Genomic DNA, 14,860 nt, shown 5'->3' with positions numbered 1-14,860 from the left:
CCGCCGTCCTCCCGCGACCTGGGAGGCGGCGGCTTCTTGCGTCAGAGCGGCTCGCCGCGCAGCGTGGCGGGCGGCTCGGCGGCGCGGGGGCGCGACAGCCGCAGCAGCACCAGCCCCGCGACGGTGGTGAGCACGGTGGTGACGCCTTCACGCGCGCTGGCGCCGAAGGCCACCAGCGTCAGGCCCAACCCCAGCGTGGGCACCGCCAGCAGCGCATGCAGCGGACGCAGGCCCCGCGCGCGCCGACAGGCCAGGACCGCCAGCGCGGCGGCGGTGACGCCGTACTGCATCAGCACCGCGATGCTGGAGAGCGCGAACAGCTCCGACAGGTCGCCCAGGTTGACGAACAGCAGCACCAGGCCCCAGGTGACGGCCAGCGCGCGCACCGGCACGCCCGCGGCCGACATGCCGTCCAGCCCCAGCAGCGTGTGCTCGCCCGACGCCAGCGCGGACAGGTAGCGCGGCGTCGTCACCATCATCCCCAGGCAGATGCCCAGCGCGGACACGCTGGTGCCCGCGCGCACCCACCCCTCCAGCCCGGGCCCGCCCCAAACGCCCGCCGCCGCGGCCAGCGGCGTGGCCGCGCTGGCCAGGTCTGGCAGCGCCGCCACGCAGGCCCACACCAGGCCCACGTACAGCAGCACCGCCAGCAGCAGCGCGCCCACCGTGGCCAGGGGCACCGTGCGCGCGGATGAGCGCACCTGCCCCGCGATGACCGGGACGATTTCGAAGCCCTGGTACGCGAACATCACCGTCAGCCCCGCGCGCAGCCACGACGCGTCCACGGCCGGGCCCGCGGCCACCGCCGCCGGGGGCGGCGGCCCCGCCAGCGCCAGGAACGCCACCAGCAACGCGGCCAGCGGCAGCAGCTTGAAGACGGTGAGCGCCGTCCAGGCGCCGGCCGACACGCGGATGCCCGACGCCACCACGCCCGCCAGCGCCGTGACGAGCACGGAGGCGAGCACGCGCTGCCCCAGCGCGCCCTCCAGGCCCAGCGAGGGCGCCACCGCCTGGGACAGGCCCGCCACCACCGCGGCGGTGCTGAGGAACGCGCTGACGTAGGCCACCCACCCCACCAGGAAGGAGGCCCGCTCGCCGAAGGCCGCGCGCGCGAAGAGGACAGGCCCGCCGTCCGCGTCGAAACGCCGGCCCAGCACGGCGAAGGCCAGCGCCACCGGTATCAGCGCGAGCCCGGTGAGGGCGAAGGCGACAATCGCGCTGGCCCCGGGCGCCAGCGCGGCCACCTCCGCCGGGGCGAAGAAGATGCCGACACCGACAATGCCATTGACGCCGAGCGCGAGGAGCTGGAACGGCCCCACCGGACGCGACGCGGACGCGGCGGCGGTGGTGGAAGAGGAATCCGACACGTGCGTACTCCACTACAAGACGGGCACCGGACACCAATCCGCCGGGTCCCCGCATGAGATGCCCTGGCATTGGCTGGTGGGGACAGGCGGCCTGCCCGGGCGCCATCGGCGGCTGGAGATGGCGCCCGGGCAGGCCGCCCGCCCCCACGCCGTGGGCCCGGCAAGGCCTGCCGGGCCAGGCAAGGCTTGCCGCACCGGAACGGCGCGAGCGCGGCAACCTCTGCCGCATCCGCCATGCATTTCCAGGCCCGGACGCCGCGTGGATGCTGGCATCCGGGTTGCTCTTCCCCTGCTCGCCACGCTCCGCGGGCCCGCATGACGCGGTGCCGCGACGGACGTGAAGCCAGGAAGAGCCCCATGAAGAAGTCGCTTTCGTTCGTGTCGAAGTCCGTTGCCGCGCTCGCGATGTTCAGCGCCCTGCCCGCCCTGGCGGGGACCGCGACCTACTCGGGCTCGCTCTGTACGTCCGTCTCCGGGTTTGGCAGCCCGACCATCTACCGCAGTGGCCGCCTCATCAACCAGACGCCGAACACCATCGAGGTCGTCTGCCCCATCCAGCGCAACGTCACGGCGCCCACCTTCACGGAGGCGCTGTCCATCAACGTCACCGCGCTGGACCCGCACCTGTCGGAGAACGTCTGCTGCACCGCGACGGTGGCCGAGAAGGACGGCAGCACCCTGGCCTCGTCCGCGGCGTGCTCCAACTGGGGCGCGAACACGGCCAACCACAACTCCTTCTCCCTCAGCGTGCCGTCCGTGTTCGCGAACATCAACGGCTACGTGAGCCTGCGCTGCGTGCTGCCGGGGCAGTACACCAGCGGCTCCAGCACGTACTCCTCCGTCCTCGCCAGCTTCGTCGTCTCGGAGTAGCCGCCATGCGACAGGTCCGTTGGGGAATCCTGGGTCTGGCCATCGCAGCCGTTGCCGCCGCGGGTGGGTGGAGCATGTGGGGGGCCACGCCAGCAACCACTCGCGCGCCCACGGTCACCGGAGATGTCCGGCCCGGGTCCCCAGCGGACCTGGCGTCGGAGGTGCGGGCGCTGCGCGCGGAGCTGGCCGCGCTGCGCCGGGGACAAGGGCACCTGCTGCAACGCGTGGCGTCCGTGGAGCGCCCCGTGCCGGCGCCTGTCCTCGCGGAGGGCGCCGCGCCTGGATTGACAGGGACGGCGCCCCCCGCGCCGACGCTGGCCGCCTCCGAGGCCGCGCGTGAGGAGCGGCGCCAGGAATTGGAAGCCGAGCTCCAGGCGGTCGCCCATACCGAGCCCCGTGACAGGGACTGGGCGGGGCAGACAGAGACGCTCGTCACCCGTGCGTTCAGCGGCCCGGACTTCGCGGGCTCACGCCTGACACGTGTGGACTGCCGCACCCGGCTGTGTGTGCTGGAGGTGGAACACGACGCGGCCGAGGCACGCGCCGAGCTGCTGCCCTCCCTGCTGACGGTGAATGGCCTTCAGGGACAGGCGGTGATGCGGCCCGCGGACGGGGATGGCCGGTGGGCCTCGCGCATCTACCTATCGCGTGCGGGTGAGGCGCTTCCAATGACGCTGCGACCATGAACCGCCCGGACGTGTGGAGCCCGGGCCGGCGCACGGCTGTCCACGCCACCGGTTGCCCGCTCCAGTGTGGGCGTGACAGCATTCGCCGCTCCCACATGGCCACGTCACAGACCAGCGCTCGCGACACGCGCCCTCTTGGAACCGCGCCGGAATCGTCTGACGCCGGGGCCTCGTATCTCCTGGTGTTGGAAGGGGATTCGACGTGGCGGTTCTCCTTGCCAGCCGAAGGCGTGGTGCTGGTGGGCCGCGACGAGCAAGCGGACCTGCGCCTGCGCGATGACAGTGTTTCGCGCCGCCACGCGCGGCTGGTGTTGACGGAGGAAGGCGCGCGCCTGGTGGACCTGGGCAGCCACAACGGCACCACCCTCAACGGCCGCCCGGTGGACACCGCGCAGCCCCTGCTGTCCGGTGACGTGGTGTCCTTTGGCGCCGTGGTGGCGGTGGTGCGCACGCGCGCACGCGCCGCTCCCGCGCACGCGCCGCTCCAGGCCGGGCGGCTGATGTCGCGGCTGGGTGACGAGGCGGACCGCGCCTTGCGTTATGGCCGGCCGCTCACCGCGCTGGTGCTCGCGCTGCCAGAACAGGGCTGCGCGGGGCGCGAGGCCGTGGAGGCGCTGCTGGCGGCGGAGGCGGGCCCCGCGGAGGCCGCGGGCTGGCTGGATGGCTCGCACCTGCTGTGGCTGATGCCCGAGGTCTCCGGAGAGCCAGGCGAGGACGGGCTGGGCGAGCGCGTCGGCGCGCTGCTGGCCGCGTGTCCCCAGGGGCGCCTGGGCATCGCGACCTGCCCCTCGGACGGCTGCGACGCGGAGTCCCTGGTGGCGGCGGCGCGCGCCGCGGCCCGGACCGCCGTGTCCGGCGCCTGGGCGCCCGCGGCCGAGAGCATCACCCGTCTGACGTTGGCGGACCGCACCGTGCTGGTCGCGGACCCCGCCATGGCCCAGCTCTACAGCCTGCTGCGCAGGCTGGCCGCCAGCGAGCTGCCCGTGCTGGTGTGCGGGGAGACGGGCGTGGGCAAGGAGAACGCCGCCTTCGCCGTGCACCATTGGTCTCCCCGCTCGGAGAAGCCCTTCATCGCCATCAACTGCGCGGCACTGCCGGAGGGGTTGGTGGAGAGCGAGTTGTTCGGCCACGAGCGCGGCGCCTTCACCGGGGCCAACACCACGCGCGTGGGGCTGCTGGAGAGCGCCCAGGGCGGCACCGTCTTCCTGGACGAGGTGGGCGAGCTGCCCGCCTCCGCGCAGGCCAAGCTGCTGCGCGCGCTGGAGGTGCGCCGCATCACCCGCGTGGGAGACGTGCGCGAGCGGCCCATCGACCTGCGCGTGGTGGCCGCCACGCACCGCGACCTGGAGGCGGAGGTCGAAGCGGGGCGCTTCCGGGAGGATTTGTACTTCCGGCTCGGCGCGGCGACGGTGCTCCTGCCGCCGCTGCGGGAGCGCCCGCGCGAGGTGCCGCTGCTGGCGCGCGATTTCCTGGCCCGGGCGTGCCAGGCCCTGGGCCGAGAGGAGCTGGAGCTGTCCGCGAGCACGCTGTATGCCCTGTCCCGCCACGCGTGGCCCGGCAACGTGCGCGAGCTGCGCAACCTGATGGACTACGCGGCGGCCGCCGTGCCGGAGAACGTGGTGGAGCCGCACCACCTGCCCGCGCGGATGCAGCAGCGTGGCGCGGGCACGCCTGTGCCGGTGCTCGAACAGGACGCGGTGCCGCCTCCCATGGAGGCCGAGCGCGTGGCGCCCCCGAAGGCGCGCGTCCCCCTGGCGCAGGAGCTTCGCGAGCTGGAGCGCCGCCGCATGCAGGAGGCGCTCGATGAGGCAGAGGGCGTCCAGACGCGCGCGGCGGCGATGATTGGCATGCCCATCCGGACCTTCTCGTTCAAGCTGAAGCAGCTCGGCCTGAACCCCCGCGCGTCTCGCAAAGGGCCGCCCTTCGGATGAAATCCCCCTCCGGGCGACTGGAGCCCCCCTCGGAGTTCGAGGAGTACCGGCTGCTGCACCCCCTGGGGCACGGCGCCATGGGCCAGGTGTTCCTGGCGCAGGACACGCTGCTGGACCGCCGGGTGGCGGTGAAGTTCATCGCCACGGCGATGGGGCGGCTGCCCGACGCGGCGGCACGCGCGCGCTTCTTCCAGGAGGCTCGCGCCGTCGCCCGGCTCCAGCATCCCAACGTGGTGGCCATCCACCGCGTCGGTGAGGTGCGCGGACAGCCCTACCTGGTGTCCGAGTTCATCCAGGGTGAGCCGCTGGACCGGCTGCAGCGGCCCGTGGACGCGCGGCTGGCGCTCCAGTTGGGGCGCGGGCTCGCCAGGGGGCTGGCCGCGGCGCACCGGCGCGGCATCCTCCACCGGGACATCAAGCCCGCCAACGCCATCCTCTCCGAGGACGGCGAGGTGAAGCTGCTCGACTTCGGGCTCGCGGAGGCCGCCCTCGCGGAGGTGGAGCGCTCCGCCCTGGCCGCGGGCGCCCCGCCCGTGCCGGGAGCGAAGCCCGCCGGGCCCCGGCCGCTCACCGACACGCGGCCGCTCCCTGGCCCCAGCGCCCCAGACACCGGGCCACACGACGGCCCGCTGACGCACAGCGCCCGGAGGCCCGGCGGCGGCGCTGGAGGGCCCGACGACCTCCGGCCTGACGCCGGCACGCGGGGACGACAAGCCGCCGCGGCAGCGCCCGGCACCGCCACACAGGAGCCCAACCCGCGCCTGCGAGACGGCGCGGGCGTGCCCGACACCGGTCCCGGTGACTTCGCCCCGCCCGGCTCCAACGAGGCTCGCCACGACCTCGTCCCGGGAACGCCGCTCTACCTCGCGCCCGAGCTGTGGCGCGGTGAGCCCGCCAGCCGGGCCAGCGACGTCTACGCGCTCGGAGTCCTCCTCTACGAGCTGTGCGCGGGCCGTGCGCCCCATGACGGCGTCCCGCTGGAGCTGCTCGGCGCCGCCGTCCAGGCGCAGCCCCCTCCGCCCCTCGCCGAGCGCGCACCGGGTGTCTCGCCCGCCCTCGCCGCCATCGTGGACCGCTGCCTCGCCGCGGACCCGGCCCGGCGCTACGAATCCGGCGACGCGCTTCGGGAAGCCCTCGAAGCGCTGAGCACCCCCACACGCGCCAGCGCCCTCCCCTCCGGCAATCCCTACCTGGGCCTGCGCGCCTTCGATGCCGCGCACCGGAGCGTCTTCTTCGGCCGTGAGCCCGCGCTGCGGGAAGTCCTGGACCGGCTGCGCGGCGACACCTTCGTCCTGGTGGCGGGCGACTCCGGCGTGGGCAAGTCCTCGCTGTGCCGCGCGGGCGTGCTCCCCGCCGTCAGCCAGGGCGGGTTGGAGGACGGCGGGCCCGCGTGGACAGTCCTCTCCGGCCCCCCCGGACGACGGCCGCTGGACACCTGGGTGGAGCTCCTGGCCCCCCTCGTCGGAGAGAGCGCGGAGTCCTTGGGCGGGCGCCTCGCCACCGAGGAGCCCGGCGTCCTGGCCCGCGCCCTGCGCCGCCGCCCCGCGGACGCCGCGCCGCTGCTGCTCTTCATCGACCAGCTCGAGGAGCTGGTCACCTTCTCCGAACCCGCGCAGGCGGCCCGGCTCGCCGAGGAGCTGGCCCTGGTGCCGCGCCGCGCGCCCCGCGTCCGCCTCCTCGCCACCGCGCGCAGCGACTGCCTCACGCGGCTGGTGGCCCTCCCGGGCCTGGGTGACGAAGTGCCCCGCGCGCTCCACCTGCTGCGCGCCCTCTCCGCGCACGGGCTGCGCGAAGCCGTGGAAGGCCCGCTGCGCATGCAGGGCCTGCGCTTCGAGACGCCCGCCATGGTGGACGCCCTGGTCGCCTCCGCCGCCCGCGCGGAAGGAGGCCTGCCCCTGCTCCAGTTCGCGCTGGAGGCACTCTGGGAGGCGCGGGACGTCCATCGGCAGCGCATCCCCGCCGCCGCACTGGAAGCCCTGGGTGGCGTGGAGGGCGCGCTGGCCCGTCACGCGGACGCGGTGGTCGCCCGGCTCCGGCCCGAGCAACGGCCTCGCGCCCGGGAGCTGCTCCTGGAGCTGGTGACGCCCGAGGGCACCCGCCTGCGCCGCACGCGGGAGGAGCTGCTGCGCGGCCCCGGCGATGACACCGGGCGCGAGGTGCTCGACGGCCTGGTGCGCGGCCGGCTGCTCACCGCGGGCGAGGCCGAGGACGGCGACGGCGTCTACACGCTGGCCCATGAGAGCCTCGTCACCGGTTGGGACACGCTGCGCGGGTGGCTGGGACGGGACGAACAGCGCCGCGCCGTGCGCCTGCGCCTGGAGCGCGCCGCCGCGGAGTGGGCGCGGCTGGGACGCCCCGCCGAGCTGCTCTACGGCACCCGGCAGCTCCAGGTCGTCCGGGCCGCGGGCCTCTCTCACGTCGATGGCGCCCGCGAGCGAGACTTCCTCGCCCGCTCCAGGGCGGCCGCGCGCCGGCAACGCCTCACCCGCTGGCTGGCCGTGGCGCTGGTGCCGCTGGTGCTGGGAGGCGTGGTGGGCGTCACCCGCGTGCAGGCCCAGGCGCAGTTGGACGCCCGCATCAACCGCCACCTGGACGAAGCCCGGGCGCAGCAGGCCGCGCTGGAGGGACACCTCGGTCAGCTCGGGCACCTGCGCTTCCAGGCCTTCACCCTGTTCGACACGCCAGGGCCGCGGAACCGTCAAGCGGCCGAGGCCGTGTGGACGCAAGCGCGGCAGGCCAGACAGGCGGTGGAGGAGACCCTCTTGCGTGCCATGTCGGAGCTGGAGGCCGCCTGGGGACTGGCCCCCGGAAACCCTCGGGTGAGCCCGCTCATGGCCAACCTGCTGGTGACGCGCGTGGAGCTGGCCGAGCAGGAGCGCCAACCCGAGCAGCGCGCGCAGTGGCTCGCACGGCTCGCGGTCCACGACGCCATGGGCGAGCTGCGCCAGGGCCTGACGGCACCGGCGCTGGTGAGCCTCACCAGCGAGCCCGCGGGCGCTCGCGTGCGGCTGCTGGAGCCCACGCCGGAGGGAGAGCCCCTCCCGGGAAGAGAGCTGGGACAGACGCCGCTCCATGAAGTGGCGCTGCCCGCGGGCTCACACCTGCTGGTCATCGAAGCGCCAGGCCGGTTCCCGGTGCGCGTCCCCGTGCTGTTGGCCTCGGGGGAGCGACTGGCGCTGGAGGTGCCACTGCCCGCCACGGAGTCCGTCCCAGCAGGCTTCGTGCACATCCCCGCCGGCCGCTTCCTCCAGGGCGCCTCGGAGAGCGAGTACCTGCGCCGTGCCTTCTTCTTCGCGCCGCCGCTGCACCCCGTGGAGACGGGCGCATATCTCATCGCGCGGCACGAGGTGACGTTCGCGCAGTACATCGCCTTCCTGGAGACGCTGCCCCCCGAGGAGCGCGCCGCGAGGATGCCGGGCTCGCGGCGCCGCATCACCGTGGTGGACCTGGCGCGGGAGCCGGATGGCCGCTGGCGGCTCACCCTGCGCCCCGCGTCCGCCAGCTACAGCGTGAGGGACGGCGAGCTGCTGCGCTACGGCAAGCGGGACCGCCGGCAGGAGCAGGACTGGCTGCGCTTCCCCGTGTCCGCCGTGTCCTTCGACGATGCCCTGGCCTACGTGGCCTGGCTGGACCGCACCGGGCAGGTGCCAGGCGCGCGCATGTGCACGGAGCGGGAGTGGGAGCGCGCCGCCCGGGGCGCGGACGGGCGCCGCTACCCTTCAGGCGACTGGCTGGCGCCAGACGACGCCAACCATGACGTCACCTATGGCCGGGAGCCCTGGGGCTTCGGCCCCGACGAAGTGGGCAGCCACCCGCGCTCGCGGAGCCCCTTCGGCGTGGACGACCTGGCGGGCAACGTGTGGGAGTGGACGCGCTCCAACGTGGACCCGGAGAAGCCGTCCGCCCAGGGCGGGAGCTGGTACCAGAGCGACCTGACGGCCCACGCCGCCAACCGGGACCGCGTGGAGCGGACACAGCGGGAGGCCCTCACCGGCTTCCGCGTCTGCGCCACGCCCCGGCCCTGAGCGAGGGCTCGGCCGGCAATCCTTGCCGCTCCCCTGGCAATCCTTGCCGTCCATTCCGGCTCGCCTTGCCTGTCCAGCCAGGGGTGCCGGCAAGTCCTGCCAGGAGCGCGGAGCTGGCATGGCGGATGCTCTGCCACGCAGCACCCCACAACGACCGAGGTGCCTCACATGAAGCTCCGCCTCCGACTGCTCCCATCCTGCCTCGCCATCACCCTGCTCTCCGCCTGCGCGCCGCCCCTGGACGAGGCGGCTGCGGCATTGACGCAGCAGTCCTTCAGGGGAGACGAGGACGACCCCGACTCCCACTCCCAGGGCACCCAGCTCCACGCCACGCCCGTGCGCGCCGTGCTGTACGCGGAGGCCCTCGTGCAGCATGACGGCGCGCTCCGGGTCGCCAACCTGGCGCTGAATCGCGGAGAAATCGTGGCCGCCATGCCCCTGTCCGTGCACGGCACCACGCCGAGCCTGGCGCGCTGCGGGCCGGGGGCGGCTGAAGACGAGACGCGAGGCTGTGGCTTCACCGTGAATGGACAGGGCGTGTGTTCGCCGGGCAGCCTCGTCTCATTGGAGGGAAGCAGCGGCGGCGCGCTCCGGGAGCGGTGCATGGGCAAGCCGGTGTTGCGCGTCTGCGAGGGCGAGGCCCCGTGTGAGCACCAGGCGCGGGGCTACCTCGCCTCCGCCAACAGCGACGTCACCCTCAATGACTGCCCCAGCGTCCGCTTCACCTGCCCCGCCAGCGGCGTCTACACCGCGCTCGCCGGACCGCGGACGCCTGGCGCCGCCTGGCAGATGCAGTTGACGAGCCGGGCCGGCGCCTACCCCGCGACGCGCAAGGTCCTCCGCGGCGAGGACCTGATTGGCGCGCGGCTGCGTCAGCCGTCCGGAGGGCCCCCGCTGCTGGAAATCACGGACGTCACCCACGCGAACGCGTTCCCCGCCCCCGAGGGCTCCGGCATGTGGGAGCCGAGCGGGCACACCTTCCTCTACCAGGTGCACCACGTCTCCAGCAGCCCGTCGCCCGCGCCGCTGTGCACCCTGGGCGTGAACTGGGCCGTGCCGGTGAAGGGCCTCTTCACCGAGCGAGGTGACCGGCAGGAGAGCACCCGGGGCTTCACGCTGGGCTGCGACGCGGGCGTCATCGCCAAGTGCTACCGCTGGGGCTACCAACCGTGGCTGGACGGCGCGACGTCCGGCCCCGTCACCAGGGCCCACTGGTCCTGCACCCGCATGGCGCGCGCGGACTACTGCGGCCAGGGCACGTCCTTCACCCAGGACGGCACGCGCATCCGTCCCTGGGACGCCCTGACGCCGGAGATCATCCCCCCGCCCGCGCCGGGCTCCAGCTCGGACGGCTTGAGCTTCGAGGCGGGCTGGAACACCGCGGGCCCCGCGTGCCTCAGCCACCTGCGCTGGAAGCACCTGACGGCGTCCTGCGTCCCGCTCAATCCGCCCATCTACGATGAGCAGGGCAACATCGTGAATGACTGCCGCGACCCGAACACGCCCTACGGCCCGGGCAAGTGCGCGGAGATTTGTGACAACGCGGAGGAGGCGGCGCAGCACTACGGCAGCCGCGTCTTCAACAACTCCGCCATCAACGTGCCCTGACTCACGCTCCGGCGAGCCGGTCCCAGTCCGCCTCGCCCTGGAAGACGTGCGCCGACAGCCGCTCGCACACGTCCTGGTGCGAGCGCGCGGCGGCGCCGCCCACCCAGAGGGGCATCCCCTGGGGCAGCGCCTGCTTCACGCGCGTCAGGGTGTCCTCGAAAGCCGTGGCGCTCCGGCTGGCCACCGCGGACAGCCCCACGAAGTCCGGCCGCAGCGCCGCCACCGCGCGGCCCAGGTCCTCCGCGGGGACGCGCTGGCCCAGCAGCGTCACCCGCACGCCCAGGTGCCGCAGCCGCAGCGCCGCGCCCAGCAGGCCCATCTCGTGCTCCTCTTCCGGGAAGCACGCCAGCACGCCGTGCCGGTGCCGGCCCTGGGGCGCCGCGTGCAGCAGGCCCACCAGCCGCGCCCGCACCATCTGCGACACCAGGTGCTCCTGCGCGACGGTCAGCGCGCCCGCCGCCCAGTGCTCGCCGACGTCACACAGGAGCGGCGCCAGCACGTCATCGAAGGCCTTGAGCGGGGGCAGCGCGGCCAGCACCTCGTCCAGCACGTCCGACACGCGCGGCTGGTCATACGCCCGGGCGGCGGCGAGCAGGGACTCCCGCCACGTCCCCGCGTGGGTCCGCGCGTCCGGGCGGCCCCCCCGCGCGGCGGCCTCCGCGTCCAGGCCCGCCATCAACTGCGGCAGCAGCTTCGCCGCCTCGCTGATGGCCACGCCTTCGTCGGTCAGCTTCTTGAGCTGCTTGAGCACCGCCACGTCCCGGTCCGTGTAGACGCGGTAGCCCGCGGGCGTGCGGCGCGGGTTCAACACGCCGTAACGCCGCTCCCAGGCCCGGATGAGCTCCACGCGGACTCCAGCCAGCTCCGCGGCGATGTGGATTCGGTAGGTGCGCTCGGCCATGTCGCTCCGGCGAGACTATGGGCGATTCTGCGCGTTTCGCACCTGGTTCCAGATGGCCACCAGCTCATCCGACGACTCCGCGTACTGCGCGCCGAGCGAGAAGGTGGCCTTCAGGTGCTCGCGGGCCCCCAGGCCGCCGACGACGACGGGAAAGGGCGCACAGGCCCGCAGCGCGTCCTCCAGCACGGCCGCGAACTCCTCCGGCGCGCGGGTGCGCACGAAGGACAGCGCCACCACGTCCGGCCGCACCTGGGCGCAGGCCCCCTGCAGCGCCGCCGCCGGCGTGTCCGCGCCCAGGAGCGTCACCCGCCACCCCTTGCGCTTGAGGTGGATGCCCAGCGCCAGCAGGCCGCCTTCGTGGTGGTCCCCCGCCGGGCAGGCCAGCAGGGCGCGGGGCCCGGCCGCCGTGGTGGCCAGGCCATCGTAGACCTGCCGCAGGCGCTGGCGGACGAGGGCCGACGCCAGGTGCTCGCGCGCGACGTCCAGCCGGACGCCCATCTCCCGCAGCAGCGGCAGCAGGAAGCCGTCGCAGTAGACCTCCACCTCCATGACGGTCTGCGCGTCGTCCAGCACGCGCGTCACCTCGTCGCCCTCCAGCGTCACCACGGCGGACCAGAAGCGCTCCCCCAGGCGCTCGGCCTCCGGCTGCTCACGCGGCGGCGTGGCCTTCACCTGCGCGATGGCCTCGCTCACCGACAGGCCCTCCTCCTGGATGAGCCGGGCCACCCGGCGGACGGCCTCCACCTCCTCGCGGGAGTAGACGCGGTAGTTGTTGCCTTCGCTGCGCAGCGGGCGCGGGAAGCCGTAGCGCCGCTCCCAGGCCCGCAGCGTCGCCTCGCGGATGCCCGTCAGGCGCGCGATGGTGCGGATGCGCAGCGTCATGACGCCAGCCCCCGGGCCGCGTCCCAGCGCTCCGCCACGCCCCGCGCCCCTGACACCCGGCGCGTGAAGCCCTCCAGGGACGTCACCGCCGCCAGCCGGCGCACCACCGTCTCCAGCCCGTCCTGGAAGACGGACATGTCACCGGGCGGGTGCGGAGCGCCCACCTCCAGCAGCACGTCCGGACGCTCGTGCTCGAAGAAGCCGTAGCGCACCGCGATGGGCAGGCACTCCACCTTCGACACCCGCGCCAGCAGCTCCACGCCCCGCTCCAGGCGCAGCGGGAGCACGCCGAAGGGGCGGTGCTCGCCCTCGGGGAAGACGAACACCACGGCGCGCGGACGGCGGAGCAGCGCCTTCGCGTAGCGCAGCGACGCCACCGAGGACGCCGCGTCCTTGCGCCGGACGCTGAAGGCGCCGATGCGCGTGAGGAAGCGGTAGCGGCGCAGGTTCTCCTCTTCCATGAGGCAGTAGCCGTCCCAGCCCGCCGCCTGGCAGAGCTGGTTGAGGACGAAGCCGTCCCACCAGTTGGAGTGGTTCAGGTACACCAGCCGCCCCGGGCCTCCCGGCGGCAGCGTCCCGCGCACCCACAGCCCCCGGAACGCGGAGCGGAACTTCCACCCGATGTACCGGTCCCACGCCCAGCCCAACGGACCGCCTTTCGCCGCGTGAATCACGACGCCCGGGCCTCCCCCAGCAGCGCCACCAACGCGGTGAACAGCGCCAGCCCCAGCGACACCAGCACGCTGGTAATCAGGAAGAAGAGCACCTCCTCCAGCGGCACCACGCCCAGGTACACGCCCAGGTGCTTGCCCTCACCGAAGTTCCAGATGCCGGTGGAGATGGCCAGGTGGTCCGCGATGCCCAGGTACAGCCCCACGATGAGGGCCGGCGGCAGCACCGCCTTGAGCACCGCGCCGGAGCGCTCCTTGTAGTGGCGCACCAGCACCACCAGTTGGAAGGCGATGACCGGCAGCGTCCAGGCCAGCAGGTGGATGAGGTAGGCCCACTTCGTCTCCATCATGGCGCCACCTCCGGGGCCGTGAGCGCGCCGTCCCGCGACGCGCTCGCGTCCGGCACGGCCTTGGAGGTCCGGGTGTCCTTCGCCAGCGCGCGCGCCAGCCGGGCCCGGGCCCACAGCCCCACCAGCAGCGTCTGGAGGCCGAAGAAGAGGTACTCCTCCAGCGGCAGGTACCCCAGCTTGATGCCCCAGATGAGCTCGGGGTCGAAGCCCCACAGGCCCCACTTCACCGCCAGGTTGTCCCAGGGCGACGTCGCCGCGTACACGACGATGAGCAACAGCCCCATGGGCGCCAGGCTCCTCGCGGTGAAGGTGCGGCGGTAGCGCCACGCCAGGAAGAGAATGGGCACCACCACGAACAGCCCGAGGAATCGCGCGTATGTCATCCCGGTCCTCCACTCAGCTCGGGGGCCACCCGTACCATGCGGCCCCCGGGCCGCAACGCATAGGTCTGCCCTCGCCATGTCACCGTGCCCTGCCGCCAGAGCGAGCGCGCGAAGGCCGCCAGCAACAACGCCTCGCCCAGGAGCCAGTCCGTCACCGCGTAGGTCCGCCCCGCGTCCGCGGCCGGCGCGTGGAGCCCGGCCAGCCGCAGGGACAGCGTGGTGCGGACGGCCACCAGCCCCAGCACCGCCGCCGCCAGCACGGGCGAGCCCAGCGCCGCGGCGAGCACCGTCAGCGGCAGGGTCGGCGTGAAGAGCAACGGCACCGTGGGGTACAGCGTGGGCCGGTGGCTGGCCAGCACCTGCATCCAGCGCGTGAAGCGCGCGATGGGCGCGGACCAGGGCACCTCGGCGTCCAGGGGCACCACCGCCGGGGCGGCGCTCAGCACCACGTCCAGCCCCCGCGCGTGGAGGCGCTTGGCCAACTCCAGGTCCTCTCCAATGTGGTCCGCCAGCGGGCGCAGCGACTCCACGGCCACGGGCGACAGGCCCAGGGCCTTGCCACACACCGCCTTGGCGCCCGCGCTCATCGCGTCCAGGGCCTGGAAGCTGTGATGCGTGTAGCGGAGGAGGCCCGCCATGGCCCGGCTCGCGCCGTCCCGGGGGCCCACCGGCAGCGGGGCCGCGGTGCTCAGCGCCACGCCCGCGGCCACCGGCACGGCCAGGCCTTCCACCAGCGCGCCCGTCACCGCCACGTCCGCGTCCACCGACAGCACCACGCGGTCGCCCGCGGGCAGCACATCCAGCGCGTACAGCAGGTGCCCCACCTTCCGGTTGGGCGTCAGCGGGTCGCTCGGGAGCCAGCGAACGCCCGGCGCGAGCCGCGGCCGGTAGGGTGACACCACCACCTGCTCCAGTGGCCCGGCGTAGTCGACAGGGTGCGCCAGGTTCACCAACTCCCGAGGCGTGGGCGCGTCCACCGGGCGCAGCAGCAGCACCGGGGGCAACGCGCCGGACCGGGGAGCGGCGCCAGCCCGCGAGCGCGACAGACGCACGCACGCCACCGCGCTGAAGCCCGTGGCCACCGCGCACCACACCAGGGAGGCGAGGACGAGCGCGCTCATGCCGCCCCTCCCCTGTCCGCGCGGACGCGCGCCATGCGGCCGATGCAGGGTAGAGGGACGCGGTG

Annotated in this window: 12 protein-coding genes; 5 read left to right on the top strand and 7 right to left on the bottom strand. The window is 74.2% G+C overall.

Going from position 1 to position 14,860, the window contains the following annotated elements; all coding sequences use genetic code 11:
* Nucleotides 1-41: 41 nt before the first annotated feature.
* Nucleotides 42-1,319, bottom strand: coding sequence for an amino acid permease (locus MYMAC_RS04695; RefSeq protein ID WP_095961470.1), 1,278 nt, complete (start codon nt 1,317-1,319; stop codon nt 42-44).
* Between the two features lie 405 nt (nt 1,320-1,724).
* Between MYMAC_RS04695 and MYMAC_RS04690 the strand changes: the two genes are divergently transcribed.
* The 5 genes from MYMAC_RS04690 to MYMAC_RS04670 all read left to right on the top strand — a co-directional run bounded on the left by MYMAC_RS04690 (nt 1,725) and on the right by MYMAC_RS04670 (nt 10,487).
* Nucleotides 1,725-2,237 carry a hypothetical protein gene (locus MYMAC_RS04690; protein WP_013935925.1) on the top strand — a complete coding sequence of 171 codons (513 nt, stop codon included), beginning with the start codon at nt 1,725-1,727 and terminating at the stop codon, nt 2,235-2,237.
* A gap of 5 nt (nt 2,238-2,242) precedes the next feature.
* Complete coding sequence (locus tag MYMAC_RS04685; RefSeq protein ID WP_095957210.1) at nt 2,243-2,923, top strand: hypothetical protein; 681 nt, start codon at nt 2,243-2,245, stop codon at nt 2,921-2,923.
* A gap of 182 nt (nt 2,924-3,105) precedes the next feature.
* Nucleotides 3,106-4,854 (top strand): sigma 54-interacting transcriptional regulator, encoded by a 1,749-nt coding sequence (locus tag MYMAC_RS04680; RefSeq protein WP_095957209.1) that lies wholly within the window; start codon nt 3,106-3,108, stop codon nt 4,852-4,854.
* Entirely contained in the window at nt 4,851-8,879 is a 4,029-nt protein-coding gene (locus MYMAC_RS04675; RefSeq protein WP_095957208.1) for an nSTAND1 domain-containing NTPase, read from the top strand. The genes MYMAC_RS04680 and MYMAC_RS04675 overlap by 4 nt, the downstream gene beginning before the upstream one ends.
* A 168-nt stretch (nt 8,880-9,047) precedes the next feature.
* Nucleotides 9,048-10,487, top strand: a complete 1,440-nt coding sequence (locus tag MYMAC_RS04670; protein ID WP_095957207.1) for an ADYC domain-containing protein — start codon at nt 9,048-9,050, stop codon at nt 10,485-10,487.
* Nucleotide 10,488: 1 nt separating this feature from the next.
* Here MYMAC_RS04670 and MYMAC_RS04665 read toward each other — a convergent pair whose 3' ends face one another.
* The 6 genes from MYMAC_RS04665 to MYMAC_RS04640 are packed head-to-tail and all read right to left on the bottom strand — an operon-like array spanning nt 10,489 to nt 14,795.
* Nucleotides 10,489-11,388 (bottom strand): MerR family transcriptional regulator, encoded by a 900-nt coding sequence (locus MYMAC_RS04665; protein WP_095957206.1) that lies wholly within the window; start codon nt 11,386-11,388, stop codon nt 10,489-10,491.
* Between the two features lie 15 nt (nt 11,389-11,403).
* The gene (locus MYMAC_RS04660) at nt 11,404-12,270 is read right to left on the bottom strand and encodes a MerR family transcriptional regulator (RefSeq protein WP_095957205.1); all 867 of its coding nucleotides are present in this window, start codon (nt 12,268-12,270) and stop codon (nt 11,404-11,406) included.
* Nucleotides 12,267-12,944 (bottom strand): lysophospholipid acyltransferase family protein, encoded by a 678-nt coding sequence (locus tag MYMAC_RS04655; RefSeq protein WP_095957204.1) that lies wholly within the window; start codon nt 12,942-12,944, stop codon nt 12,267-12,269. Before MYMAC_RS04655 ends, MYMAC_RS04660 begins: the two co-directional genes overlap by 4 nt.
* Entirely contained in the window at nt 12,941-13,291 is a 351-nt protein-coding gene (locus MYMAC_RS04650; protein WP_013935933.1) for a lycopene cyclase domain-containing protein, read from the bottom strand. The genes MYMAC_RS04655 and MYMAC_RS04650 overlap by 4 nt, the downstream gene beginning before the upstream one ends.
* Complete coding sequence (locus MYMAC_RS04645; RefSeq protein ID WP_095957203.1) at nt 13,288-13,674, bottom strand: lycopene cyclase domain-containing protein; 387 nt, start codon at nt 13,672-13,674, stop codon at nt 13,288-13,290. The genes MYMAC_RS04650 and MYMAC_RS04645 overlap by 4 nt, the downstream gene beginning before the upstream one ends.
* The gene (locus tag MYMAC_RS04640; RefSeq protein ID WP_095957202.1) at nt 13,671-14,795 is read right to left on the bottom strand and encodes a glycosyltransferase family 2 protein; all 1,125 of its coding nucleotides are present in this window, start codon (nt 14,793-14,795) and stop codon (nt 13,671-13,673) included. The genes MYMAC_RS04645 and MYMAC_RS04640 overlap by 4 nt, the downstream gene beginning before the upstream one ends.
* Nucleotides 14,796-14,860 lie beyond the last annotated feature (65 nt).

This window comes from Corallococcus macrosporus DSM 14697, from assembly GCF_002305895.1.
Taxonomy (GTDB): Bacteria; Myxococcota; Myxococcia; order Myxococcales; family Myxococcaceae; genus Myxococcus; species Myxococcus macrosporus.
Note: the sequence above shows the minus strand (reverse complement) of the source record. Positions and strands in the feature narration are given on the sequence as shown.